Origin of the sequence: Pseudomonas lactis (genome assembly GCF_001439845.1) — a bacterium.
Classification (GTDB): domain Bacteria; phylum Pseudomonadota; class Gammaproteobacteria; order Pseudomonadales; family Pseudomonadaceae; genus Aquipseudomonas; species Aquipseudomonas lactis.
The window spans coordinates 199941-224194 of record NZ_JYLO01000009.1; the positions used below are offsets into that span (position 1 = coordinate 199941).

Genomic DNA, 24254 nt, shown 5'->3' on the forward strand with positions numbered 1-24254 from the left:
CCGGAAGCAGCGCGGCTCTAAAACCGACGCTAGGCTTGGGTCGCACAGCAGGCTTTGCCTGCTTTTTTCACCGGCCTTCGACGCGGATGACGACGCAAATGCCAGCCTGCCACAACCGATTTTTCCTGCGCGTTGCGCACTTGCGCCAGTCCGGCATGACGCTGGTCGAAGTGCTGGTAGCGCTGTTGATATTGGCGATCGGCCTGATGGGCGCTGCGGTACTGCAACTCAACGCGCTCAAGTACACCAACAGCGCCAGGATGACCAGCCAAGCGAGCTTTATTGCCTACGACATGCTCGACCGCATTCGCACCAATGCTGGCGCCGATTACACATGGGGCAGGGCGGAGCTGGCGCCACCCAACACCGCCACCGCCAGCGTGCGTGACCTGGACCTGCACGATTTCGAAGCCAATATCATGGGTTTTGCCGGCGAGGATGCGAAAGGTTCAGTGGTGGTGAACGGGCACGAGGTCACCATCAGCATCAGTTGGGCAGATGCCCGGGCAGCAAACCGCCCAGGGGCGCGGGAAACCTTCACCCTGACCAGTCGTATCAGCAATGAACAAGGAGTGTCGCAATGAAGCGTGTTGTGCGAGGTTTCAGCCTGGTGGAAGTGCTGCTGGCGCTCGCCGTCGGGTTGGTTTTGATACTTGGAGCGAGCCAGATACTGGTCAGTGCGCGGTTGACCCATGCCAGCCAGCAGGCCGCCATGGTGCTGCAGGATGATGCGCGGTTTGTGCTGAGCAAGATCACCCAGGATATTCGCCAGGCAGGCATGCTGGGGTGTTTGGCCGTGGCCGCTATCGATAATGCTCCGGCTGCCTTTGATCGGCCGATAAGCTGGGAAGCGGCGGGGAGTGCGAAGTCACTGACGCTGGTTACCGCGAATGTCGGCGATGGCGTCGGCAAGCCTGACTGGACCGTGTTGTCCGACTGCAAGGAGGCGGCCCGGGCTTATGCCGGCACACCACCCGTTGCCGAGCCCGGCCAGCTTCGCTTTGGCATACGTCAACTGACCTACACCTACGAGTCGGGCCAGTTGAAGATCAGTACCCCGGGAGCACCCGCCAGGGCGGTATTGATGGATAACGTGCGGGCATTCGACGTCAGCTTCGGCATGGCGACCACCTCGGCATCAACGGTCGTGGTGCGCTATGACAGCCATCCGGCCGATGAGTCGCTGATACGTAGCGTGCGCATCTTCATGACACTTCAAGACCCCGCCGGCCGGGTGAAGGACCAGACCTACAGTGTCGTGGCGGCACTGCGGAATCGGCTGGGGTAGGGGCAATGACTATGCATGGAGGCATTCGTGTACGGCAGGCCGGGATGGTGCTGCTGATCAGTCTGGTGTTCCTGTTGGTGCTGTCCCAGGTGGGGCTGTCTTCGATACAGGCTGCGGTCTCCCAGCAAAAAGTCGCGAGCAGCCTGTGGCATGGCAATCAATCGTTTCAAACTGCCGAAAGCGGCCTGAGGTTGGGGGAGTCGGCCGTTCAGAGGAGTGGCCTGGGGATGCCTGTATGCCACTCGATCATCCGCTGTGCGCCGCCTGCTGAAGCTTTTTCCCTGACTGCGGCCGGGACGAATCCTGCTTCGGCGGTCACCTGGCTTGCCTTGAAGAATGGGTTTTATGGCATTCAATCCCTCGGAGAGGGTGAAGGGCTGGCTCATTTGCCGCCCCGTTCCCCGGCCTCGCTTTTCCGAGTCACCTCGGTCGGGCTCGCGGGGCAATCGCGTACGGTGCTGGAGACGGTCTATGCACGGGTGGAGGAGGGCGGCCGCGTCAGGTTTCGACGGGTCTTATGGCGGCAACTTCAATAAGGAGCAATCGGATGGGCAAGGAGGGCCAGGGGTTTACCCTGATGGAGTTACTGATCGTTGTGGCGATCATCGCGTTGCTGGCCGGGATTGCGTATCCCGGGTATCTCGGCCAGGTAAAAAAGGTGTATCGGGCGCAGATCGTCGCGTTGTTGAGCGAACAAGCCCAGCATCTGGAGCGTTCTTATACGAGGAATGGCACTTTTATTGATGCAGGCGACGTCAGCGCGGGCAATGATCATTATAGAATCAGTGCCGTCCTCAACCCTCAGGATTTTGACCTGCTCGCCACACCCGCTGCGGACTCGGTCATGGCGAACGACGCGTGCGCAGCCTTCAGCTTGACCAGCACCGGTATGCGCGGCAACCCGGGAGCAGGGCCTGAAATATCGCCCAAGGTCTGCTGGGGGCAAGGATGAGCGTACTTGAAGCGTGGGCGCCGGGCGCGCCTTTCCCTGTTTATCGGCTGGATCAAATGATGGCTAAGCAACAGCAAGTGGTGATTGTCGGCGGCGGAGTAATCGGGCTGTTGACGGCGTACAACCTCGCCAGTGAGGGCCAGGCGGTCACACTGCTGGAGCGCGGCGGGCTTGGGCAGGAGTCTTCCTGGGCGGGCGGCGGGATTGTCTCGCCGTTGTACCCGTGGCGTTATAGCCAGGCGGTCACGGCCTTGGCCCATTGGTCCCAGGATTTTTACCCACAACTGGCGCAACGGCTGTTTGCTGCGACCGGCGTCGATCCAGAGGTACATACCACGGGGTTGTATTGGCTCGACCTGGATGACGAAGCGCAAGCACTGGCCTGGGCTGCGCGTGAAGGGCGACCGTTGAGCAAGGTGGACGTATCGGCGGCCCATGACGCGGTACCGGTGCTGGGGGGCGGCTATTCCCAGGCGATCTACATGGCCGATGTGGCCAACGTTCGCAACCCGCGCCTGGTCAAGTCACTGAAGGCGGCGCTGCTGGCGTTGCCGAACGTGACGATTTACGAGCAATGCGATGTGACGGGCTTTGTGCTCGGCGACGACAGGGTGATGGGTGTGAATACCGCTACCGGCCAGGTTTTTGGTGATCAGGTGGTACTCGCGGCCGGCGCCTGGAGCGGGCAGTTGCTGGGTACGCTGGGCTTGGCGCTGCCCATCGAGCCGGTCAAAGGCCAGATGATTCTGTACAAATGCGCGTCGGACTTTTTATCCAGCATGGTCCTGGCCAAGGGGCGTTATGCGATCCCGCGGCGCGATGGGCACATCCTGATCGGCAGCACGTTGGAGCATGAAGGATTCGACAAGACGCCAACCGACACCGCGTTGGAAAGCCTCAAGGCGTCTGCGGTGGAATTGATTCCCGCCTTGGCGGACGCCGAGGTAGTCGGGCATTGGGCCGGTTTGCGGCCTGGCTCACCCGAAGGTATACCGTATATCGGTGAGGTCCCTGGCTTCAAGGGGTTGTGGCTCAATTGCGGGCATTACCGCAATGGTCTGGTACTCGCACCAGCCTCTTGCCAGTTGTTCACCGACTTGCTGCTGACGCGGGCTCCGATCATCGATCCAGCGCCTTACGCCCCCGCAGGGCGCCTCAACGCTGGATAGACTTTGGCCCTTGTTCCAGGTGTGCCTGGGTGCAGTACCATTGCTGGCGTGAGCTCAGTGCGCGGTCCTGCGGCAGGTGCACGCCACAGTGGGCGCAACGCACCATCAGGGCCGCATCCGGCTCAGCAGGCCGCTGCTGACGGGCGGCAGGGTTTTTGAATTTGCGCCAGAACCATACCGCGGCAGCAATGACAGCAATCCAGAACAGTAGACGAAGCATGATGGGCAGTTTCTCGACAAGGAATGCGCCAGTTTAGCCAAGGTGATCCCGGGCGCACAGGGCAATAAATACTCGCTCATAAAAAAGGGAGCTCCTTAAGAGCTCCCTTTTGCGTTGCGTCGAACAATCAGTCGAACACACCGAAGGTCATGTAGCTGAACCACGAGCGGTCCTGGTTGTTGCCCAGTGCTTGCGGCTCTTCTTCTTCGATCACGTCACCGTTCTCGTCGTGCGGCTTGAGATCCGAAGGAATAGCGTCCTTGGCGTCCTGGTACATCTTGATCACGTCCTGGTTGGCGCGAGTTTCACCCGGCGGCAGTGGTGGACGGGACTCGATCAAGCCCAGGGTGTACTTGCTCAGCCACGAACGGTTGTCCGCTTCGGCAACCTGAGGCACGAACTGGCCGTCTTTCAGGCTCGGGTGGTCAGGATAGTTGAGCTTCAGGGTTTCCAGGCTGGTAGTCGCCAGGGTGTCCAGGTGCAGACGCTGGTAAGCCTCGGTCATCACGGCCAGGCCGTCACCCACGGATGGGGTTTCCTGGAAGTTTTCCACCACGTAGCGGCCACGGTTGGCGGCGGCCACATATGCCTGACGGGTCAGGTAGTAGTGGGCCACGTGGATCTCGTACGAAGCCAGCAGGTTGCGCAGGTAGATCATGCGCTGCTTGGCGTCCGGCGCGTAGCGGCTGTTGGGGTAGCGGCTGGTCAGCTGGGCGAACTCGTTATAGGAGTCGCGGGCAGCACCCGGGTCACGCTTGGTCATGTCCAGCGGCAGGAAGCGCGCCAGCAGGCCAACATCCTGGTCGAACGAGGTCAGGCCCTTCATATAGTAGGCGTAGTCCACGTTCGGGTGCTGCGGGTGCAGGCGGATGAAACGCTCGGCAGCGGACTTGGCAGCTTCCGGCTCGGCGTTCTTGTAGTTGGCGTAGATCAGCTCAAGCTGGGCCTGGTCGGCATAGCGGCCGAACGGGTAACGCGACTCCAATGCCTTCAGCTTCGCTGTGGCGCTGGTGAAGCTATTATTGTCCAAGTCTGTCTGAGCTTGCTGGTACAGCTCGACTTCGCTCAGGTTTTCGTCGACGACGTCCTTTGTTGACGAGCAAGCAGCAGTCATGGCGAGGATGGCGATCAGCAGCAGGTGTTTCACTTGCATGGCGGCTTGCGTCCCTATGACGGCCGCTGTCTTGGGCGGGGCCGTCCTGTTATGATGAGCGCCCCGTTGAAAGCCTCGGGGCAAAAGACGCCGTATTTAACCACAAGCGCGCAGCCGAAACCAAAGGCTACGCCACGCCTAGTCTGAGCATGTCCGATAAAATTGAACTTCGCGCAGAGGTGCCGTCCGAATTGGGCGGCCAACGCCTCGATCAAGTCGCCGCACAATTATTCGCTGAGCACTCGCGCTCGCGCCTTTCCGCCTGGATAAAAGACGGCCGCCTGACTGTGGATGGAGCGGTTATCCGCCCGCGAGACATAGTCCATGGCGGTGCGATTCTTGAGCTGACTGCCGAGCAGGAAGCCCAGGGAGAATGGGTCGCCCAGGACATCGAGCTGGATATCGTCTATGAAGACGACGACATCCTGGTCATCAACAAACCCGCAGGCCTGGTGGTTCACCCGGCCGCCGGGCACGCTGATGGCACCTTGCTCAATGCCCTGTTGCACCACGTGCCGGACATCATCAATGTGCCGCGCTGCGGCATCGTGCACCGTCTGGACAAGGACACCACCGGCCTTATGGTGGTAGCCAAGACCATTCAGGCGCAGACGCAACTGGTTACGCAATTGCAGAGCCGTAGCGTCAGCCGCATCTATGAGTGCATTGTGATCGGCGTTGTTGTGGCCGGTGGCAAGATCAACGCACCCATTGGTCGTCACGGCCAGCAGCGCCAGCGTATGGCGGTGATGGAGGGCGGCAAGCAAGCCGTCAGCCACTACCGTGTGCTGGAGCGTTTCCGTTCCCACACCCATGTGCGGGTCAAGCTGGAAACCGGGCGTACCCACCAGATTCGCGTGCACATGGCGCACATCAACTTCCCGTTGGTCGGCGACCCGGCCTACGGTGGCCGCTTCCGTATTCCGCCGGCGGCCAGCCAGACCATGGTTGAGTCGCTCAAGACGTTCCCGCGCCAGGCACTGCATGCACGCTTCCTGGAACTGGATCATCCGACGAGCGGTAAGCGCATGAGCTGGGAATCGCCACTGCCAGACGATCTGGTCTGGCTGTTGTCGCTGCTCAAGCAGGATCGCGAGGCGTTTGTCGGATGAGTGACTGGCTGATACCTGACTGGCCCGCGCCGGCTCGGGTAAAAGCCTGCGTCACCACCCGCGCGGGCGGCGTCAGTCTGGCGCCGTTCGACAGCCTCAACCTGGGCGATCATGTCGAGGACAGCCTTGAGGCCGTCCTTGAAAATCGCCGTCGCCTGAGTGACGCCCTCGATATCCAGCCTGCCTGGTTGCGCCAAGTCCACGGTACTCAGGTGGTTGAGGCCGATCCGGGCCGTACTGTCGAGGCTGACGGCAGTTGGACCAGTACCCCTGGTATCGCCTGCACGTCCATGACCGCCGATTGCCTGCCTGCGCTGTTCTGTAATCGGGCGGGCACCCGGGTTGCCGCAGCCCATGCCGGTTGGCGTGGCTTGGCAGCTGGGGTGCTGGAGGCCGCTTTCGAGAGCCTGGATAGCGTACCCGAAGACGTTATGGTCTGGCTCGGCCCTGCCATTGGCCCACAAGCCTTTGAGGTCGGCCCGGAAGTGCGTGAAGTGTTCATGCAGCAACTGCCGGCCACCGCTGAAGCCTTTGTTCCCAGCCGCAACCCTGGCAAGTACATGGCCGACATCTACCAGCTGGCGCGTCTGCGTCTGGCCGCTCGCGGTGTTAGCGCTGTGTATGGTGGCGGTTTGTGCACTGTGACCGACCCGCGTTTCTTTTCTTATCGCCGCAGCCCGCGTACGGGCCGATTCGCCTCCCTTATCTGGCTTGAACGCTAGACTGTCCTGACCTGTATCAACCGTCCGCCGCTTGAAACGCCCAGAATCCACCCCATCTATAAGGGTATCTGGCAGGTTTCTTCATTCAGGATGTGTTTGTTCATAGCTCCGGCCTGCTCAAAAGGAAGGTGACTAATGCGTATTGATCGTTTAACCAGCAAATTACAGTTGGCATTGTCCGACTCTCAATCTTTGGCAGTGGGCCTCGACCACCCGGCCATCGAACCTGCGCACTTGATGCAGGCACTCCTGGAACAGCAAGGTGGTTCTATCAAGCCCTTGCTGATGCAGGTGGGCTTTGACGTTAACAGCCTGCGCAAGGAGTTGAGTAAAGAGCTCGACCAGCTGCCGAAAATCCAGAATCCCACCGGCGACGTAAACATGTCCCAGGACTTGGCGCGCCTGCTCAACCAGGCCGACCGTCTGGCCCAGCAGAAAGGTGACCAGTTCATCTCCAGCGAACTGGTGCTGCTCGCCGCCATGGACGACAACAGCAAGCTCGGCAAATTGTTGCTGGGCCAGGGCGTGAGCAAGAAAGCCCTGGAAAACGCCATCAACAACCTGCGTGGCGGCGAGGCGGTGAACGACCCTAACCATGAGGAGTCGCGCCAGGCCCTGGACAAATACACCGTCGACCTGACCAAGCGTGCCGAAGAGGGCAAGCTGGACCCGGTGATCGGCCGCGACGATGAAATTCGTCGCACCATTCAGGTGTTGCAACGTCGCACCAAGAATAACCCGGTGTTGATCGGTGAACCTGGCGTGGGTAAAACCGCGATTGCCGAGGGCCTGGCCCAGCGCATCATTAATGGCGAGGTACCAGACGGCCTCAAAGGCAAGCGCCTGCTGTCTCTGGACATGGGCTCGTTGATCGCCGGTGCCAAGTTCCGGGGTGAATTCGAAGAGCGCCTCAAATCCTTGCTTAACGAATTGTCGAAGCAGGAAGGGCAGATCATTCTGTTTATCGACGAATTGCACACCATGGTCGGCGCCGGTAAGGGCGAAGGCTCCATGGACGCCGGCAACATGCTCAAGCCCGCCTTGGCACGGGGTGAGTTGCATTGCGTCGGTGCGACCACGCTCAACGAATACCGTCAGTACATCGAAAAGGACGCAGCGCTTGAGCGTCGCTTCCAGAAAGTCCTGGTGGAAGAGCCGAGCGAAGAAGACACCATCGCGATCCTGCGTGGCCTGAAAGAGCGCTATGAGGTCCACCATAAAGTGGCGATCACCGACGGTGCGATCATTGCGGCGGCCAAATTGAGCCATCGCTATATCACCGATCGTCAGTTGCCGGACAAGGCGATCGACCTGATCGACGAAGCGGCCAGCCGTATCCGTATGGAGATCGACTCCAAGCCGGAAGTGCTGGATCGTCTGGATCGGCGCCTGATTCAACTGAAAGTCGAATCCCAGGCGCTGAAGAAAGAAGAAGACGAAGCGGCCAAGAAACGCCTGGAAAAACTCCAGGAAGAAATTGTCCGCCTGGAACGTGAGTATTCGGACCTCGAAGAAATCTGGACCTCGGAAAAAGCCGAAGTACAGGGTTCGGCGCAGATCCAGCAAAAAATCGAGCAGTCCCGCCAGGAACTGGAAGCCGCGCGCCGCAAAGGCGACCTGAACCGCATGGCCGAGTTGCAGTACGGGGTGATCCCGGACCTGGAACGCAGCCTGCAGATGGTCGACCAGCACGGCAAACCTGAAAACCAGTTGCTGCGCAGCAAGGTGACCGAGGAAGAAATTGCCGAAGTGGTCTCCAAGTGGACCGGTATTCCCGTGTCGAAGATGCTCGAAGGCGAGCGCGACAAGCTGTTGAAGATGGAAAGCCTGCTGCATCAGCGCGTCATCGGCCAGGAAGAGGCGGTGGTGGCGGTGTCCAACGCCGTACGGCGTTCGCGGGCGGGTTTGTCCGACCCGAACCGTCCAAGCGGCTCGTTCATGTTCCTCGGCCCGACCGGTGTAGGTAAGACCGAGTTGTGCAAGGCCCTGGCCGAGTTCCTCTTTGATACGGAAGAGGCCATGGTGCGGATCGATATGTCCGAATTCATGGAGAAACACTCGGTGGCTCGCCTGATCGGTGCACCACCAGGCTATGTGGGTTACGAAGAGGGCGGTTATCTGACCGAAGCCGTGCGGCGTAAGCCTTACTCGGTGATCCTGCTGGATGAGGTCGAGAAGGCGCACCCGGATGTGTTCAACATCTTGCTGCAGGTGCTGGAGGATGGTCGCTTGACGGACAGCCACGGGCGTACGGTGGACTTCCGTAATACGGTGATCGTGATGACCTCCAACCTGGGCTCGGCGCAGATCCAGGAATTGGTGGGTGATCGTGAAGCCCAGCGTGCGGCGGTGATGGACGCGTTGACCACGCACTTCCGTCCGGAATTCATCAACCGGGTCGATGAAGTGGTGATCTTCGAGCCTCTGGCGCGGGATCAGATCGCGGGCATCACCGAGATCCAGTTGGGCCGCCTGCGTAGCCGCCTGGCTGAGCGCGAGCTGGACCTGGAGCTGAGCGGCGAAGCGTTGGACAAGCTGATCGCGGTCGGTTACGACCCGGTGTATGGCGCACGGCCACTTAAACGTGCGATCCAGCGCTGGATCGAGAACCCACTGGCGCAGTTGATCCTGTCGGGCAGCTTTATGCCTGGCACTCGCGTCACGGCGACGGTGAAAGACGACGAAATCGTCTTCCATTAAGCCCTGCGCTTGGCATAAACAGAGAAGGCCCCGCATCGCGGGGCCTTTTTTTTCGATAGGGCGTTGAACTGTAAGGCAAAGGCTTGTAAAGTGCGCCCCGCAGCAACGTCAGCCCACGGGTTTCTTCTCCCCAAGAAGAAATCAGAAAGAAGCGCAAATCATTGTCTTAAAAGCAATTTAAAGGGTTGACAGGGGTTTTTAAGATTGTAGAATAGCGCGCCTCAGAGACGCTAACGTAGCGATACGGACAGGGTCGAAGAGGAAGCAACACAGCAGTAACTTTGAAATATGTAGTTCCGTGATAGCTCAGTCGGTAGAGCAAATGACTGTTAATCATTGGGTCCCAGGTTCGAGTCCTGGTCACGGAGCCAATTTCAAACCGGGGTATAGCGCAGTCCGGTAGCGCGCCTGCTTTGGGAGCAGGATGTCGGGAGTTCGAATCCCCCTACCCCGACCATATTTGGGTCGTTAGCTCAGTTGGTAGAGCAGTTGGCTTTTAACCAATTGGTCGTAGGTTCGAATCCCACACGACCCACCATTTTTGAGACCAGTTAGCGCTGGAATCAAATCTTAGAATCAGAGGTTCTAGCTCTGATAGAGGCGGTTTTACGGTTTTGGAAAGTGTTACAGCACTTAGATATCGCCGTAGACATGCAGCCGTCTGAGGCGAACAGTAGTTTCGGTTCGTCATGATGTCAATGTGCATCGGTTTTGCGATGTGCATTCCGGGGTATAGCGCAGTCCGGTAGCGCGCCTGCTTTGGGAGCAGGATGTCGGGAGTTCGAATCCCCCTACCCCGACCATATTCAATGAAAAAAGGCGCCTTTATGGCGCCTTTTTTTGTGTCCTTGAGCAAAGTCGTACCGTTCGTCTGAAAAAAGCCGGATTTCGACATGGCGCTTTACTCCGGGCAAGCGAAAGCCTCTGGCCAACCAGAATTCCCTACATGCAGTGCGCTTTGCTTATGAGCGTACTAGGGCGATGCTCGAGAAAACGATGAGCTTCGCATTGAATGCTCAGTTGAGGTGCGTTTCCTGAATGTGCCGACACCAAGCCCGCTCGCCATTAGCGTCAATAGTAGACTCTGCTCTACTTGATCTACTGGTGGGTCCATAGAGCATGTCATTGACTCGCGATGCAGTTGCGCAGATGCGAGCTCGAGAGCCCTCTGTAACGCGCCTCGGCCAGTCGACTTGGTCGGCCGATCAATACTGACCTCTGTGCTGGTAGGTTGTTGTGGAGCTGGCAACTTCTTGGGCTTTGGTTGAGCGGTTTCCTGTGAATGCACACCTATCTTGGCGGGTAAGGGAGTAGAGGGTGTGCCACTTGGATCAACCCGTCTCACTCGGCTTAGAGCGCCCTGAGCCAGGCTTCGCTCATGCAGAACAGCGCGCATATGGTCGTAGTCCGCCTCTATGTAATTCATCGTTGTCGCTAGATTCGAGTGATTCAGCAGGCTTTTCGTGAGATGAATGTTTCGCTCAGGCTGCTTCATCAAGTCTGTTGCTAATGTGTGCCTGAAGCGGTGAGGGGTCATGCGCACGCCAATCTTATCGGTGAGCTTGCCGTACATTGACTCCACCTGGTCGATGTTCATTTCCTTGCCATGGAAGTGACGAGAGAATCTGTTGACGTTGAACAGCTGATCGTCTGGTGAAAAACCGATTTTCTCGGCCTCCCCCAGGATCCTGGATAAGTGTGGAGCGAGTCCTTCCATAATGGGGAGGAAAAACTCCCGATGGGTCTTCTCTGTTTCACCGCGGACCAAGATCATCTGGCTGTCCCAGTCGATATCTTTGTAGCGCAGGCACAGCAGGGCATTCAGACGTATGCCTGTGTAATAAAACATCTCGAAGACGCTGAGCCAGAACCAGGCAGGTGTGATCTGGCTACGTTCATGCGTACAACGTTCTTGGCCTACAAGGGATGTGAGCCAGTTGCGTGCTCGTTGGATAGCGTCTCCATTGATTGTCTTGCTGGCTCGCTTCGGTGGGATAACGCTGGTTTTCTTGAATGGGTTGATCGAGGTATGGGTCATCAGGCCGTGTTCTATGGCGTAACCCCAAACAGTTCGAAGGTGATTTGAATAGGTGTTCCAGCTGCGTTTGGATAATCCATTCTCAAGGACTTTTTTTCGCCATGCCAGAACCGCACGATGATCTATCTCCTCAACTGAGGCCGTTCGGAAATGCTTAAGTAGTGCTTTGGTCGAGGCACGATAGATCTTTGCACTGGCAGGTCGTAGATCATGGGCAAAGATGTATTCCTCCGTCAGATTCGAGGGCGTCGTCATTGTGGCGGCTCCGTTGCTTCTGACTTCAAGGACAGGCTGATATTGTCGAAGGGGACCTCAGAGAAGATTGTTCGCGGGTCTAGAAGTAGGTACCCCTTGAGCTGCTTGGATTTTCGAGGTCCAACAACGTCGCAGGTCCAAATATTCAGACTCTTATGCGTTTTTCGATGAAGTTTTTGTTTCTCGAAACTGCGTTGAACCAGCTGCCAGGCGCTGACTTGCTGTACTTTGGCCTGCTGTTCGATGTGGGGGAACTCAAGGACGTAGCGCTTGAATATTCCAGGCGTTACCAGCATAGCGGTCCCTGCTACGGTGTGAACCAGCGCTTTGGTATCGTTGATAATAATGGTCCGGGATGCGATGCCTTTCTTAAGCCATTCAACAAATCCCTGACCGATCTCGGTGTTATTGCTAGGCATCGGGGTGACTTCTTCGATTATTGCTAGAGGCGCACCTCCTTGATTGGAGGTTTGGGAAGGCTGGATGTCATCCAGTTTCGGAGGCGCGGTATGTGCTGCTGAGACCTCTTTGTTTTTGGTGTCTTCTGATGGCTCATTGATGTTACCAAGGAGCGCCAGTAGCTCGTCAAATTCCTCGCTACTGCTCGAGGAATGCTGCGGGAGTTCGAACGGTGATGGCTGTGCCGGTGCTAAAGGCGCCGGCACAGGGCTGGATTGAATGTCCGTAGGCAACTTTTTTGCCGGTGTGGCGACGTTATTTTCAGCTGGAGAGTCTTCTGCCGGGTTGCCAGCTTCCACCTCAAGGGTCCCAGCGTAAGCTGTGGGCCGATCATTTGGATCATTCCAGATCAGTGCCGGTGAGAGCTTCAGCAGGGTGAAGGTGTTTCGCCAGCCACAACCATTGTCTATCGTAGCTTTCCAGATTGCCTTGTCTTGGGCATTGGTTTGGATTACCCCCTGATCTTGCAGCATGTTGAAGAAAGGCGCATTCGAACTGGGTACGCCTTCAACGCCTTGGGTCAGCAAATAGGCTCGCAATTGATCAGCAATAGGCTTGCTAACCAGCCAAAGAGCATCCTGTGTCAGCCAACCATCTGACGGTCCATCGGGTTGATTCAGTTTGAATGTATCTCGGACCAGGTGACGCAACCCATCTGCCAATTGACGCTGCAAAGACTGTTTGGGCGCGGATAGCGCGCGGGCTGGATTTCCACCGAGTTCCTGTGCGACGGACGCCTGATCGGCCTTGACCACGATCTCGCCCAAAATGCCGGCATTTTCGTACTGACCAGCCAAAATGAAGATTAACTGCGACCACACTTCAGGGAAATTACTGAGCCAATCTAAGATTTCTGAGGAGAGGATCTGCGCGTAGATCAGTGCGGCAGCGGCTCCGTGAAGTTGGTAGTTGCGTCCTTTCACGTAGCGGAATCGATAGGGACGATCGATTGGACCGTGCCAGGGGTGCCAGGTTTTACCTCCTACCAGCTCGACGTGCACGTCGACGGCGATCTTGCCCAGGTCGTGTATCAGAGCGCCATAAGCCGCGGCGGCAGTCCAGGCCTCAGCCTGTGCTGATTGAGACTCCGGCGGTGCGCCTATAGGTAGCAGATAGCTCTGTCGAATTTTCAAGGCATAGGCGACGATTTCAAGCCCGTGATCCAGCATGCCTCCACGGTGTGCATGATGGTGGTTTTGCGAAGCAGGGAGCTGCTGGACCAACTCCGCGTAGCGCTCAAGTGGACGCCGATACAGCTCGACAAACTGTGAGCGAGATAACGATGCGCGCTGCCAAATGTTCTCCAGTAGTTTTTGACGGCGTGGCGATGCCAGCAGTGCTTGGCTAGAGACCGGTTGTATAAAGCCGTTAGGGGAGGGGCTTTGGGCGGGTAGCGCTTTTTTGCGGCGGAAAATAGAGAACATCGCCTGCTCCGTAAAAGATTCATGGGGCAGGCTTTTCTCCTATCAAAGGGGGGCGAGCAAGGGGAAAAGATCACTGGTGGTCTCGGGTATTTCTTTTGGCGAAGAGCCATCTTTCTATGGTGGTGACGGAGAAAGGAATGCAGAATTATCGTCGTTTCGGTCTAAGGGCGCGGTGCCGCAGATCGACCATGTGAGGAAAAAATTGATGGTTTCACTTCGCTACGCTACGAAATCAACCTCTGATAATGTTTGGGCACTTTGTGATTTGATACGTGACAATAAGTGTGACGAGATCATTCTTTTTGCTAGCGTAGGGAATGATCTTGACGATGAAGAAGCAAGGTGGGACAACAACCTTCCTTTGGTTGTCGCCTTAGCTAAATATATTATTCCTCACGTTGACAGCGTCTTGGTCGTTTTTGATGGGGTTTTTTTAACCGCTGCGCGTCCCCCTCGTTATGGTGAAGTACGAAACTTGCTGGACGTAGCTATTGCGTCAGACAAGATTTATTACTCTGGGCAGAGAGCTCCACTCACTAGCGAAATGACTCCTGACCAGGCAGTTTCAACTCTTATTAATTTAGGTTCTATCCAACCGTTGACGGTTGAGTCCAGAGCTGAATACTTTTCTTTGCTTAGTAATTTTACAGAAGACGAGTTAGTTGAAATGTATTCGACGCAGGAGATGCGTTGATTTGATGGGACCTTTTCCCGCTGAAAGCGGCCCTTTCGGGTAAGGCTTTTACCCTTGTGAACCATTCCATTCGCTTCTACAGAACCCTTTACCTTTTGGGCCATTTCTGCAGCGAAAATGGGACGGCGCTAGGTGCCAAGGGTAACGGCCGTTTGTCTCATGATCTTGCGGCAGAGAAAAAACGGTATTATAAGTAATGTCATATCGCCCCTAGATGGGGTTAGAAGGAGACGCACCATGACCACGCAGACCTCTCAGGGAGTAGCAAGTCGCTTAGGCTATGGCCTGGGTCAGGCTGCGCGCCTCGTTTGGTGCAGTCAGAGCCGCACGTTGCGTTGGGTCAAGCGTTTGGCGGTGGCGTTGGTGCTGTTGTATTTTTCAGCGGGGATGTTTCATTGGATTGCCAGTGTATTCATGGGTGTCCTGGCCACAGTACTGATATTTCTAGCAATCGTGAAAGGGGATTTTTCTGTCCTAGAAGGTCAGCCTGGGGCCGTTGAGTCGGAAGATGGCTTTCGATACGGCCTATCTGGTTATGGTCAATATTCGAACGGTGCACGGATTGACTCTGATGATGAATAGTTGAGGATGCCGCTAACACATCCTCACTAACTTGACCAATCTTCTAAGTTTTTTTGCTTGAAATGTCACCCAGGGCCTGTTTCGCTAGTCCACCCCCTTGGGAGCCAGCTTTTTGAACCCCATCTGTACCTGTTTGTAGCCCGCCCAGTACTGAGCCTGCCTTAACTCCCGCCCAACCTAGGGCGCCCATCCAAAACACTGGCAGAATAATGAACATTGCTCCCATCACGAAGTTTAAAATTGCATCCTGAGTGGCAGTGTTCAATCCCATTACAGGATCAAATGAAAGATATGGTGATCCTGCTCCATACAATGCATCGAGTATTGTGCTGTCTACCCATCTTGCTAGTTGAAACCAGAAGTCTACGAAGATCAGGGCAAAAAACGTCACGGTCAAGGTCATAGCAACTTGAAGTTGGTAAGCTCCGACGATTAATACCAACGGAATGCAGATCACCATCGCCATTTTCAAAAAAGCCATGACCATCGGTAGCGCTTGACGAACCATGTCCATCGCTGGGAAATAGGCCATAGATCCTAATGCAACTCCAAGAGTCCCCGCTGCCCGGGCTGCTCCATTCCACACGGTTCCGTTGATTTGCCCCCCGTAATCCGTATAAACATCCCCTTTCACCTGGTTCGACGGCGAGACCAGTTGCCGAACAAGCGAATCAGTCACATCTTCCGGGGATAGCCACTTTGCCCAGCCGAGCATTTTGGTCATGAGGTCCGGCGACACTTGAGCCTTGATACGATCCCGCAGTCCCACTCCGCTATCCGACCACCATTGTTTGCAAGTTGGATAGCCTCCACCTCCACTCACTTGTGGTAAACCCACATCGCGAGATGCGCTATAGGGCCATGAGGCCCTTGGAGTTTTGGAGTAGTCCGTGTCGTAATACCCCGAGGTGTTCAATAAATAGTGCGAACCAATCCAGCTGAGTTCTTTTGCAAAACGAGGGTCATTCCCTTGCGCTCCCAATTCGGGTTGGCGCATGAATAATCTGGCACGGGAGGGACCGTAGCAATCATGCGTGAAGTCGCCAATTTCCTGAGCCAATAGCGGGTTGTTGATCTTGGTGTTGCTAACTTCCATGCGTACTTGCCGTAGATCAGTTCCGCAGGGAATTGCTGCTACAGCGCCATTGGTTAATCCCTTTGATAAAGCGTGCATTAATGCCCACCACATGGGCATCTGGGCACTCTTTCCTGCCAGTGAGCTGAATGTAGTGTTCCAGCCTGTGTCTGTGGGTTTAGGTAAGTTGTATTGACATTGCTGAGCTCTACTCTGGTCAAATGCCAAGGTATCAAAACTCACATTGACGGCTGGTACAGCGAAGAATGCGACCACGATGTAGCCAACGTAGATATTGGTCTCGATACGTGCCAGTGAGAGAACGCCTTTGTTGCCCTCATCGGCTCCCTCACCACGGACTTTCAGCCACTCTCGAATAACGATGATGCAGAAGGGGAGGGCGAATAGACCGGTATCTGAAATCATCGCCCAGATACCATTGTTGATGATCCAGCCGACCAACGTCAGGTAGTACTCTAAATAGTCATTGGTGTAGAGCGTCACAGAACACCCCCTGCCTGATACAACACCTTGCTCAGTTCAACCATCAGAAATAATAAGATCACCATTATCTCGATCTTTAACAGTCCTTTGCGCCGTTTCGAGCGTTCTGAGTTCGATAACCGTGCCTTGAATTTGAACCAGGCAACGGTCAGTGCGATATAAAGCATTAGGCGCCAGGTAAAGAGCGGCCAATAGTGGTCGGTGCGCCAGGCTTGCCATTGCTCGGCGCTGTCGAACATGTTCATCAAGGCAGCGCTGAGTAGTACTACGAGAGCGGTAGTCGCGAGCAAAACACCCAGAACAAGCAGAATGCTCCTCCCGGTTCGTCTAACCAGCGAGCGGTTGGGGGCGGTGACAGGCTCCGGCATATCGGTCATGGCCTTTCTCACTGTTTGTTCTGGGCGGGTGACTGCAACTGGTCTAATCGATCCGTTTCTGGTGCTCCCGAGGACACACCACGAGAGTCTTCTGCCCGTGCTTTGCTGCGTTCAATGATGGTCAGAGGCGAGTTCTTCGCGAGCTGCTGACGCATGTCCAGTTCCATTTTGAGGTTGCCGATCTCCTGTTGCAGCGAGGAGCTCTGCTGGCCGACTGCCTGGACGGCGAGGTCATTAGCCGCGACGTTCGGTTCCCGACTGCCTGCCATCAAGGTGCGCTGCAGGGTCAGAGCTTTCTCCAACACATCGGACAACGCGACTTCGGAGGCAAGCCGGCGAGCGAGTACGTCCTGGTCGCGCTCATCCTTGAGTGCTGCTACAACGCCTCGGGTGATGGGTAACGAGTTGCTGCTCGCTGCTTCAAGGTTTTCTAGCGACAGCGTTTTGCTTCCGCTCAGTAGTTCCTGCAGGGCCTTCAGCTTGGTGTCGTACGTTTCCTGGATCAGCGGCGTGAGGCCGACGCCTGCGGCTGTCACCGTTTTAGGGCAACTGTCACAGGTCTGCTGTTGTTGTTCCCCTAGGACACGATTGGCAAAGGTGGTGGCTTCCTGGGGCGATGACCAGACATTGCATACCATGCCGTTGTTGCAGTTCGCTTTGCTGATGGATGCGGTGTCGCCGGCCGCGCGCTTGTTCAGGAGGTTGTAGCCCGCCTTGGTGACGTCGCCTACGATACGAATTGGCTTCTGACCGGAACCACCTGCTCTATCACCACCAACCCAAGTGACGCCATCGTTACCACCTTTCTTTTCGACTTGTTCCACCGCCGATACTGCGTCCGTGTTGGATGTTAGCGCCTGACTCATAGCCTGACCTTCAGCAAGCTTGCCCCAGCCCATTTGGTTGCCGGCGATATCCGCCATCTTTTCGCCAATGGCGCGGCAGGTGCCTTTGGAGCGGTCGAAGTCCAGGCGGGCCTGCAAAATGCCGTTGGTGATGAGGTTGTATAGCGCCGGGTTCGCACGTTGAAGAATCAGTGCCGGCAGCGAAGCCACGGCGCTGGTGGCGCTCTGTACCACCGAGCTCATGATGTTTTTGAAGCCGGAAGTTGCACCATTCAATTGGTTTTCAAGGGTTGTGCTCAGGCTCATGTTCCCGCAGATTAGATTGGTATTCCAACCGCCTCCCACAGAAATACTATCCATGTTGCCTGCGCTCCCCATGGTGACTGCGTTGCCGCCGCCAATGCTATACAGCACGTTGTCCCCAATGACGCTTCCGGAGGATGAGACGTTGATTGGATCAGCAGAGAGCGCTATTGCACTGCTGAGGCTGCAGGCGAGCCCTATCGCCAAGGTAGTGAGTTTCATGCTTTGCTCCGATCGCTGTTTCATTGGAAGTCCGTACTGCCGAGGAAAGTCTGGCCACGACGCTGGCAACACGAATACGGGCGCCAGAGTGCCCAGGCGTAGCCGCCATCCTGCGCATCGATGTTCGGACCGATGGTGGGAAAGGTTGCGCAAGTCGGGTTGAGGACTGGGGTGAGCTCTTGCCACTTACCAGTGGAGGCGTCACCTTCGCGTAGCGGCCCTGCAGGCCAGTAGCCGGGGTAGGGAAGGGCGAGCATCGGCAAGTAGACATGGACCTGGCCTGGGCGGGTAACCACGTCGCCGGCACGCTGCGCAATAACTGCGCCCGTTTTGTAGTCGTCAGTCTGGTTAAGGAAGCCGCTACGCGGGTAGACGTTCCCCCAGCTGCTTGCTGAGAGCAGGCTACCGACTTCACGCATGCCCGGAATGAGTGCTTCGGGGTATACGGATTCCGGGACGCCGTATCGCCAAGCAATGGGGTCAAGGGTGCTCAGAAAGTAAGGCACAAGCGGTAAGGTTGCGCCTTTGCATACATAGCCCGAGGCGCTGGCAAACTGACTCAACGCCGCACCACCTGGATGGCCGATGACATCGGCTTCCTTGAATTTGATGATGTTGTTCTCGGCAACGTGATTGGTAGTGCCGTCGTTACCCGCTTGGGCCATCGGATTCGGGGTGCCAAGAGGTGACATCTCTATCCAAGGGTTCATCCCGGTATTTGCATATGCAGACACCACAGCGTCCGGTACGTAGTGACGAACCTTGGTCGAGGTTTTGACTTTGCATCCGAATGGCGTGCAGAGCAGCCAATAGCAGATGCCGACCACTTTGTATTCCAGGCAGGTTGGTGACAGGGTCGAGGCAACAATCGCTGCCGAGTTGATCGCAGCCGATGCACTGAATGACAGGCTGAAAGTGATAGCCAGCGACAAAGGCCGGATCGCAAAACGTGAGCGTCTCATCGTGACAGGCTCCGTGCTCGTTCAATCAACGCGACGGCTTTAGCTACGTCAGGCTCGCCGTACACGACGTAGCTCCGATCTACGACCACGGCTGGGAGTTTTTCGACTCGCAGGCTCCAGGCGTCTGTGACGCCCTGCTGGGCTTGGGCCAGCTCGTTTTGCAGATGCTTCCCTGCAGGGCTGACCAGGTAGCGTTGAATGGCCGCTTCTGCCTGGCGTGGATCGGCGGGTAGTTGGTTGGAAAGTTGTTCTTCAAGGCGCTGCTGATCATCCAGGAAGATGACGCGAGCGCCAGAAGGTGCGGATACTGGATGTGCTCGGTTTGTAATAACCCACGTCTCCGCGTGGGACGCAGTGGACAAGAACAGTAGCAGTGAAAACAGCCAGCGCCGCGTTTCGCTAAGGTGGGTAAGGATCTGGAGCATGGCACCGTACCTGATATGGATTCAGGTACAGAAGACCGGATGGCTGTCTTGAGCGCAGTAAGAAATAGGAATTTGGAAGCTTTGGGTATTTGAGAGCGAAAAATTCGTGTGGGTTGGATTAGAGATGGCACTTGGTCGGCTCAAATTGACGACGCAGTGAGTACGCAGTTAACTGTCTATCCATACAGTAACTATTCAGGCCAAGTTTATGAGCGCGACCCTTCTTGGTCCCATCGCCGGCGGTGGCCATTCCCTGCCGATGTACTCCAATCCTGTCTCGGCTGGATTTCCCTCGCCGGCGGCTGATCATCTGGAAAAGTTGATTTCGCTGGATGAGCTTTTTGAAATCCGTGCACCACACGTTTACCTGGCTAAGATCCAGGGCGACAGTATGCAAGGTATCGGTATTTTCAGCGGTGACCTGGTGATCGTTGACCGAAGCAAAACAGCCCGTCATGGAGATATCGTTATTGCGGCGCTCAATGCCGAGTGCGTGTGCAAGCGTCTGCACTGTCGAGATGGCCAAGTGATTTTGATGGCTGAAAATCCTAAATATCCCCCCAGGTACGTAATGGAAGGCGACGAGCTTGTGATTTGGGGTGTGGTCAACTACAGCGTGCGCGACCATGAGCGTTAAGGTCGACCTCAACCCTGCCTTGCCAATTTTCGCGCTCGCGGATTGCAACAGCTTCTACGCCAGTTGCGAGCGTGTCTTCCGACCGGACCTGGCCAGCACGCCCATCGTGGTATTGAGTAACAACGATGGTTGCGTCATCGCACGCAGCTATGACGCGAAACCTTTCGTCAAAATGGGCGCGCCCTATTTTCAGATCAAGGACACGTTGCGACGCCACGGCATCATGGCGTTCAGCAGCAATTACGCGCTGTACGGCCAAATGTCGGAAAGGGTCATGACGCTGATTGAATCGATGGTGTGTGACAGTGAGGTCTACTCCATCGACGAGATTTTTTGTGACCTGACCGGCATGCCCGGCAACCTCACAACTTTTGGGCGGCAAATACGAGCCAAGGTCCTGAAGTACACGGGTATTCCAGTTGGCGTGGGCATTGCCCACACGAAAACCCTGGCAAAACTCGCCAACCACACGGCCAAACGCCTGCAGGCGCAAACTGGTGGCGTGGTGGATCTGTGCGATCCCTTCAAACGCGATTGGGCTCTGCGTAACACCGCAGTGGAGGAAGTATGGGGTATTGGCCGCCGCATGACGGCGCACATGCATGCCTTGGGCATCCACTCTGCAATGGACCTGGCTAAGGCCGACCCGGTCCTGCTCGGGCGCAAATTCAGCGTCGTTCTAGAAAAAACCGTGCGCGAACTCGCTGGCACCTCGTGCTTAGCCCTGGAAGAAGCTGCACCGGCAAAGCAGGAGATCTGCTGCAGCAGAATGTTTGGCATACGGCTGGAAACAATTGAGCCAATCAAGGAAGCGGTTGCTACCTATGCGCAACGGGCTTCGGAAAAACTTAGAGCCCAGCATTCACTGTGCAAAAAGATCCGCGTCAGCATTCGCACCGGCATGTTTAACCCCGAAGAGGCTCGTTACGCTAACGGTGTATTGGTGGAGCTTCCCTATCCCACCAATGACGTGCGTTTAATCACTAAGGCGGCAACACAGGCGGTGGAACGCCTGTTCCGCCCAGGGTTCCGATACAGCAAGGCTGAGATTTTGTTGATGGATCTTCGCCAACCAGGTGAATTCACTGACGACCTGTTCGCGCACACGCAACCAGCTGCAGCGGACAAGGTGATGAGCGTACTCGATGAAATCAACAGCCGATGGGGCCGTGGAACGCTACGCGCTGCAGCGGTGCCTGCTGCACCGGCCTGGGCAATGCGTCGTGAGTTGATGAGCCCGAACTACACCACCAGGCTTGATCAGCTCTGGACGGTAAATGCCAATTGAGGCGTCAGGATTGAGGGAGTTTCAAAATGTGCAGTCATTACGAAGCACCGGCGCCGCAGCGGGTAGCAGACACCTTCGGCGTTGAACCTTATGAACAGGGTAAGCTGAATCTGTGGCCAGGTTACATTGGGCCCTTCATCCGTAGCGCGGAACACGTCGACCTCGAGGCAGAGTCGCCGGCGCCGAATGAAGTACTAGCTGGTTCGTTCGGCCTGGTCCCTTCATGGAGCAAAGACACCAAAATTGCACGGAAAACCTACAATTGCCGATCAGAGACCGCGAGTGCGAAGCCGTCTTTTCGCACCGCTTGGCGTCAGGCCCGCCACTGCATTATTCCAGCAGCAGCCATTTATGAGCCTGACTGGCGAACGGGAAAATCCATACCCACGCGTATAGTTAGGTCAGATGGAGAGTTGATGGGAATCGCCGGCCTGTGGGAGGAGTGGCACGAACCTGGTACCGACAGGATCCTGCACAGTTTTACGATGCTCACGATCAATGCCGATGACCATCCTTTCATGCGCAACTACCATAAACCCGAAGATGAAAAGCGCATGGTGGTTATCCTTCCCAAGGGACTTTATGGCGATTGGTTGAAAGCCTCGACTAGCGATAGTATGGAGTTCATGCGTCAGTATCCGGCTGATCGCATGGTCGTAGCGATGTGATATGGCGCTGCAGAAGATGCATAATCCGCCAGGTGAAAGCGAGAGTGACTGTATGACCCGAGACGAAATGCTAAAACAGATACAGGAGCGGTTTGAGCTGCACCTGCAATTGACCCCCTATTCTGTGAAAGCATACCCAGCAGAGCCAGAGCCCGAAACGAAACCTCGCAATAAGGAATCGAGCCAGCTTGATCAGTCGTCCAAATATCACCAAGAGTAGCCGACCGCTCAATCCTATTTGACGGCCAAACAAGCCGCTATACGAAGAGCTTAGAAGCTGGAAATGTAGATACAATGTATAGACAAAGCTCTGGTGTTTCCTATGCGATGTATATACAATGTTTCTACATCATGAGGTGATTTATGGAAGTAAAAATTCAGCTGTGGGGAAATAGTGCAGCGATTCGCCTGCCAGCAGCGGTACTTAAGCAAATGAGTCTGGCCAACGGCGACGTGCTGATGCTTGATGCATCGGAAGACGTAATGACGCTCAAGCCTGCTAAAGCCAAGCTGCATTATCGACTAACCGATCTGATGGCCAAGTGTGATTTGAATGCGCCGGAGCCCGCAGAACTGGCCGAGTGGAACGCCATGCAGCCAGTAGGGCGTGAAGCTTGAAGCGGGCCAAATTCAACCGGGCGGATATTGTGCGCCTGAACCTGAATCCAACCGCTGGCCGCGAGCAGCAGGGTGATTTTCGTCCGGCGCTGATCCTCACACCTGCGGTTTATAACGCATCTGGCCTCGCGGTCATTGCGCCGATCACGCAGGGCGGCGATTTTGCCCGGTACGCCGGTTTCGCGGTGCCGTTGAGCGGGTCAGGCAGCGAAACGCAGGGGGTTGTTCTGTGTAACCAGATCCGCACTGTTGATCTTGAGGCCCGTGGAGCCAAGCGCATTGAGTCGGCTTCAGAGGTGGTGATTGACGATGTGCTGGCCCGCGTCCAGGCGCTCTTTGAATAACTAAAAAAATCCCGCAGTACACTCAGTAAAGGTATGCCGGGTTGGCCGGCACGCCGCAAGGCCAGGATGCACCTCGGCTTTCATATCAATTAAGGACGACGATATGTCCAGCGCTGCAATGAAGTACATGCCAAATAATGCGAAACCTTTGTTCGTAACTACTGCTTTAATCGCGCTCGCGGTCATTGTTTATATCGTCCAGCGTGACGAGGCTCAACAACTTGCGGAGCGTGATGTTCGATGCCAGCAAGAGCAGGCCAATCCTTCTGTCACCTTTCAGAAGTCCGCAGATTGCATCATCTGGCGAAAGCCGGGTAACTATTAAAGGATGGGCTCCGATATGTACGATAAAACGACCCCCGAAGAACGTCGCCACACAGAACTGCTAAAGGCCATTGACTCGGTCAAGGCTCCTTTGTCAGTAATGGCACTAATAGGTCTTCTCGATGAACTGTATTCGAAAGAAGAACGAAAAGTGCTGTATTCTGAGTATGAAGCGCTACGCAAAGCAAGCTATGCTGGTTATGAGGCCCTTATGGCCGCAGGCGCGACGGTGGAGCCCGGCATAGGCTGGGACGCGCGCGTTAAGAAATACGGTGAAGCTGCTGCAACTGAACATATGCGCCCCCATATGGAAGCGCTAGAGGCAAAAAAAGCAGTCGACCAAAACCTGACAGACTTCGAAGTGAAGCATCCACAAATCAAGCGTCTATTTTGGCTAAAGAACCAAATCGGGAAAGGCGCTTACGAATAAATAGGCGCCCGTGCGAAGAGCAGACTAGATGACCAGTGAGGACTTCAGCGCCGGGCTTTGGGCCCGTAGCCGTCCATGAAGTAGGCATTACCTGCCCGATTGAAGGAAAAGCTTATGAATCGCGAAATCGATGACCTGCTGCAGCGGGCATTGGACAGTTCAGCTAAAGCAAGCTCGCTGATTCGCAAGCTGGCAACAAGCTCGCCGCACGCTTCCCTGGAGGCACTGGAAAAACATGTGGCCGCGTTGCAGGCCGTCCGTAACGAGTTTGCCTATCGAACCGGCCGTAGCGCGCTGGAATAGGTAGGAACATCAAATGACTATTCAATTCAAAGGAGCATTGCTAGTCCTCATTTTTGCGGTACTGATAACTTGGATGATCTCAGGCATGTTCAGTGGCATCGAAAAATTGAAAGCTGCTCAGCCCGCAGTCAAGCACCAGGCACTCTAGCCTTAAGGTGAAT

Annotated in this window: 28 protein-coding genes and 4 tRNA genes; 23 read left to right on the plus strand and 9 right to left on the minus strand. The window is 55.9% G+C overall.

Annotated elements, in window-relative coordinates:
* Positions 1-98 precede the first annotated feature (98 nt).
* From pilV to thiO, 5 genes are read left to right on the plus strand one after another with little or no spacing between them, the layout of a single operon-like run.
* Entirely contained in the window at positions 99-584 is a 486-nt protein-coding gene (pilV, locus tag TX24_RS17115) for a type IV pilus modification protein PilV (protein ID WP_034134835.1), read from the plus strand.
* Positions 581-1288 carry a PilW family protein gene (locus tag TX24_RS17120; protein ID WP_057710699.1) on the plus strand — a complete coding sequence of 236 codons (708 nt, stop codon included), beginning with the start codon at positions 581-583 and terminating at the stop codon, positions 1286-1288. The genes pilV and TX24_RS17120 overlap by 4 nt, the downstream gene beginning before the upstream one ends.
* A 5-nt stretch (positions 1289-1293) precedes the next feature.
* The gene (locus TX24_RS17125; RefSeq protein ID WP_032900404.1) at positions 1294-1824 is read left to right on the plus strand and encodes a pilus assembly PilX family protein; all 531 of its coding nucleotides are present in this window, start codon (positions 1294-1296) and stop codon (positions 1822-1824) included.
* A gap of 11 nt (positions 1825-1835) precedes the next feature.
* Positions 1836-2240 carry a type IV pilin protein gene (locus tag TX24_RS17130; protein WP_003188415.1) on the plus strand — a complete coding sequence of 135 codons (405 nt, stop codon included), beginning with the start codon at positions 1836-1838 and terminating at the stop codon, positions 2238-2240.
* 59 nt (positions 2241-2299) lie between these two features.
* Positions 2300-3409 (plus strand): glycine oxidase ThiO, encoded by a 1110-nt coding sequence (thiO, locus tag TX24_RS17135; protein ID WP_057710700.1) that lies wholly within the window; start codon positions 2300-2302, stop codon positions 3407-3409.
* Here the strand turns inward: thiO and TX24_RS17140 are convergent.
* Positions 3396-3629, minus strand: coding sequence for a PP0621 family protein (locus TX24_RS17140; RefSeq protein WP_032897621.1), 234 nt, complete (start codon positions 3627-3629; stop codon positions 3396-3398). The genes thiO and TX24_RS17140 overlap by 14 nt on opposite strands.
* A 127-nt stretch (positions 3630-3756) precedes the next feature.
* Positions 3757-4782: an outer membrane protein assembly factor BamD gene (locus TX24_RS17145; RefSeq protein WP_003188421.1), complete on the minus strand. Its 1026-nt coding sequence runs from the start codon at positions 4780-4782 to the stop codon at positions 3757-3759.
* Positions 4783-4931: 149 nt separating this feature from the next.
* On the opposite strand from TX24_RS17145, the gene rluD reads away from it, so the two are divergent.
* From rluD to TX24_RS17180, 7 genes are all read left to right on the plus strand, one after another.
* The gene (gene rluD / locus TX24_RS17150; protein ID WP_003188422.1) at positions 4932-5894 is read left to right on the plus strand and encodes a 23S rRNA pseudouridine(1911/1915/1917) synthase RluD; all 963 of its coding nucleotides are present in this window, start codon (positions 4932-4934) and stop codon (positions 5892-5894) included.
* On the plus strand, positions 5891-6616 hold the full coding sequence (gene pgeF, locus TX24_RS17155; RefSeq protein WP_057710701.1) for a peptidoglycan editing factor PgeF: 726 nt from the start codon (positions 5891-5893) through the stop codon (positions 6614-6616). Before rluD ends, pgeF begins: the two co-directional genes overlap by 4 nt.
* 135 nt (positions 6617-6751) lie before the next feature.
* Complete coding sequence (clpB, locus tag TX24_RS17160; RefSeq protein WP_003188426.1) at positions 6752-9316, plus strand: ATP-dependent chaperone ClpB; 2565 nt, start codon at positions 6752-6754, stop codon at positions 9314-9316.
* Positions 9317-9611: 295 nt separating this feature from the next.
* Positions 9612-9687 (plus strand) — tRNA-Asn (locus TX24_RS17165).
* Positions 9688-9696: 9 nt separating this feature from the next.
* Positions 9697-9773: transfer RNA gene (locus TX24_RS17170), tRNA-Pro, on the plus strand.
* 5 nt (positions 9774-9778) lie between these two features.
* Positions 9779-9854 (plus strand) — tRNA-Lys (locus TX24_RS17175).
* Positions 9855-10042: 188 nt separating this feature from the next.
* Positions 10043-10119, plus strand: a tRNA-Pro gene (locus TX24_RS17180).
* A 170-nt stretch (positions 10120-10289) separates the two neighbouring features.
* Here TX24_RS17180 and TX24_RS17185 read toward each other — a convergent pair.
* Complete coding sequence (locus TX24_RS17185) at positions 10290-11609, minus strand: tyrosine-type recombinase/integrase (RefSeq protein ID WP_057710702.1); 1320 nt, start codon at positions 11607-11609, stop codon at positions 10290-10292.
* Positions 11606-13492 (minus strand): MobH family relaxase, encoded by a 1887-nt coding sequence (mobH, locus tag TX24_RS17190; protein WP_057710703.1) that lies wholly within the window; start codon positions 13490-13492, stop codon positions 11606-11608. The genes TX24_RS17185 and mobH overlap by 4 nt, the downstream gene beginning before the upstream one ends.
* Before the next feature lie 76 nt (positions 13493-13568).
* Between mobH and TX24_RS17195 the strand changes: the two genes are divergently transcribed.
* Together TX24_RS17195 and TX24_RS17200 are read left to right on the plus strand one after the other, a co-directional pair.
* Positions 13569-14186 carry a hypothetical protein gene (locus TX24_RS17195; protein WP_169878781.1) on the plus strand — a complete coding sequence of 206 codons (618 nt, stop codon included), beginning with the start codon at positions 13569-13571 and terminating at the stop codon, positions 14184-14186.
* Positions 14187-14423: 237 nt separating this feature from the next.
* A complete protein-coding gene (locus TX24_RS17200; RefSeq protein ID WP_057710704.1) occupies positions 14424-14768 on the plus strand; it encodes a DUF3742 family protein in 345 nt (114 codons plus the stop codon).
* Between the two features lie 43 nt (positions 14769-14811).
* Here the strand turns inward: TX24_RS17200 and TX24_RS17205 are convergent, their stop codons facing one another.
* Genes TX24_RS17205 through TX24_RS17225 form a run of 5 tightly spaced genes read right to left on the minus strand, consistent with a single transcriptional unit; the run spans position 14812 to position 19481 of the window.
* Positions 14812-16347 (minus strand): conjugal transfer protein TraG N-terminal domain-containing protein, encoded by a 1536-nt coding sequence (locus TX24_RS17205; RefSeq protein WP_057710705.1) that lies wholly within the window; start codon positions 16345-16347, stop codon positions 14812-14814.
* Complete coding sequence (locus TX24_RS17210; protein WP_057710706.1) at positions 16344-16724, minus strand: hypothetical protein; 381 nt, start codon at positions 16722-16724, stop codon at positions 16344-16346. The genes TX24_RS17205 and TX24_RS17210 overlap by 4 nt, the downstream gene beginning before the upstream one ends.
* A gap of 8 nt (positions 16725-16732) precedes the next feature.
* Positions 16733-18118 carry an integrating conjugative element protein gene (locus TX24_RS17215; RefSeq protein WP_371321885.1) on the minus strand — a complete coding sequence of 462 codons (1386 nt, stop codon included), beginning with the start codon at positions 18116-18118 and terminating at the stop codon, positions 16733-16735.
* Entirely contained in the window at positions 18115-19056 is a 942-nt protein-coding gene (locus tag TX24_RS17220) for a TIGR03756 family integrating conjugative element protein (RefSeq protein WP_057710708.1), read from the minus strand. The genes TX24_RS17215 and TX24_RS17220 overlap by 4 nt, the downstream gene beginning before the upstream one ends.
* Positions 19053-19481, minus strand: a complete 429-nt coding sequence (locus TX24_RS17225) for a TIGR03757 family integrating conjugative element protein (RefSeq protein WP_082628814.1) — start codon at positions 19479-19481, stop codon at positions 19053-19055. Before TX24_RS17225 ends, TX24_RS17220 begins: the two co-directional genes overlap by 4 nt.
* 208 nt (positions 19482-19689) lie before the next feature.
* Here TX24_RS17225 and TX24_RS30940 point away from each other — a divergent pair, with 208 nt between their 5' ends.
* The 9 genes from TX24_RS30940 to TX24_RS32745 all read left to right on the plus strand — a co-directional run bounded on the left by TX24_RS30940 (position 19690) and on the right by TX24_RS32745 (position 24241).
* Positions 19690-20118, plus strand: coding sequence for a LexA family protein (locus TX24_RS30940; RefSeq protein ID WP_082628815.1), 429 nt, complete (start codon positions 19690-19692; stop codon positions 20116-20118).
* Positions 20108-21406 (plus strand): translesion error-prone DNA polymerase V subunit UmuC, encoded by a 1299-nt coding sequence (gene umuC, locus TX24_RS17235; protein ID WP_057710710.1) that lies wholly within the window; start codon positions 20108-20110, stop codon positions 21404-21406. The genes TX24_RS30940 and umuC overlap by 11 nt, the downstream gene beginning before the upstream one ends.
* Before the next feature lie 26 nt (positions 21407-21432).
* The gene (locus tag TX24_RS17240; RefSeq protein ID WP_057710711.1) at positions 21433-22074 is read left to right on the plus strand and encodes an SOS response-associated peptidase; all 642 of its coding nucleotides are present in this window, start codon (positions 21433-21435) and stop codon (positions 22072-22074) included.
* Between the two features lie 363 nt (positions 22075-22437).
* Positions 22438-22692, plus strand: coding sequence for an AbrB/MazE/SpoVT family DNA-binding domain-containing protein (locus TX24_RS17250; protein ID WP_057710713.1), 255 nt, complete (start codon positions 22438-22440; stop codon positions 22690-22692).
* Complete coding sequence (locus tag TX24_RS17255; protein WP_057710714.1) at positions 22689-23036, plus strand: type II toxin-antitoxin system ChpB family toxin; 348 nt, start codon at positions 22689-22691, stop codon at positions 23034-23036. Before TX24_RS17250 ends, TX24_RS17255 begins: the two co-directional genes overlap by 4 nt.
* Before the next feature lie 103 nt (positions 23037-23139).
* On the plus strand, positions 23140-23361 hold the full coding sequence (locus TX24_RS17260) for a hypothetical protein (protein WP_057710715.1): 222 nt from the start codon (positions 23140-23142) through the stop codon (positions 23359-23361).
* A 15-nt stretch (positions 23362-23376) separates the two neighbouring features.
* Positions 23377-23790, plus strand: coding sequence for a hypothetical protein (locus TX24_RS17265; RefSeq protein WP_057710716.1), 414 nt, complete (start codon positions 23377-23379; stop codon positions 23788-23790).
* Positions 23791-23904: 114 nt separating this feature from the next.
* Positions 23905-24093: a hypothetical protein gene (locus tag TX24_RS17270; protein ID WP_057710717.1), complete on the plus strand. Its 189-nt coding sequence runs from the start codon at positions 23905-23907 to the stop codon at positions 24091-24093.
* 13 nt (positions 24094-24106) lie between these two features.
* Positions 24107-24241 (plus strand): hypothetical protein, encoded by a 135-nt coding sequence (locus TX24_RS32745; protein WP_269476466.1) that lies wholly within the window; start codon positions 24107-24109, stop codon positions 24239-24241.
* Positions 24242-24254: the final 13 nt, after the last annotated feature.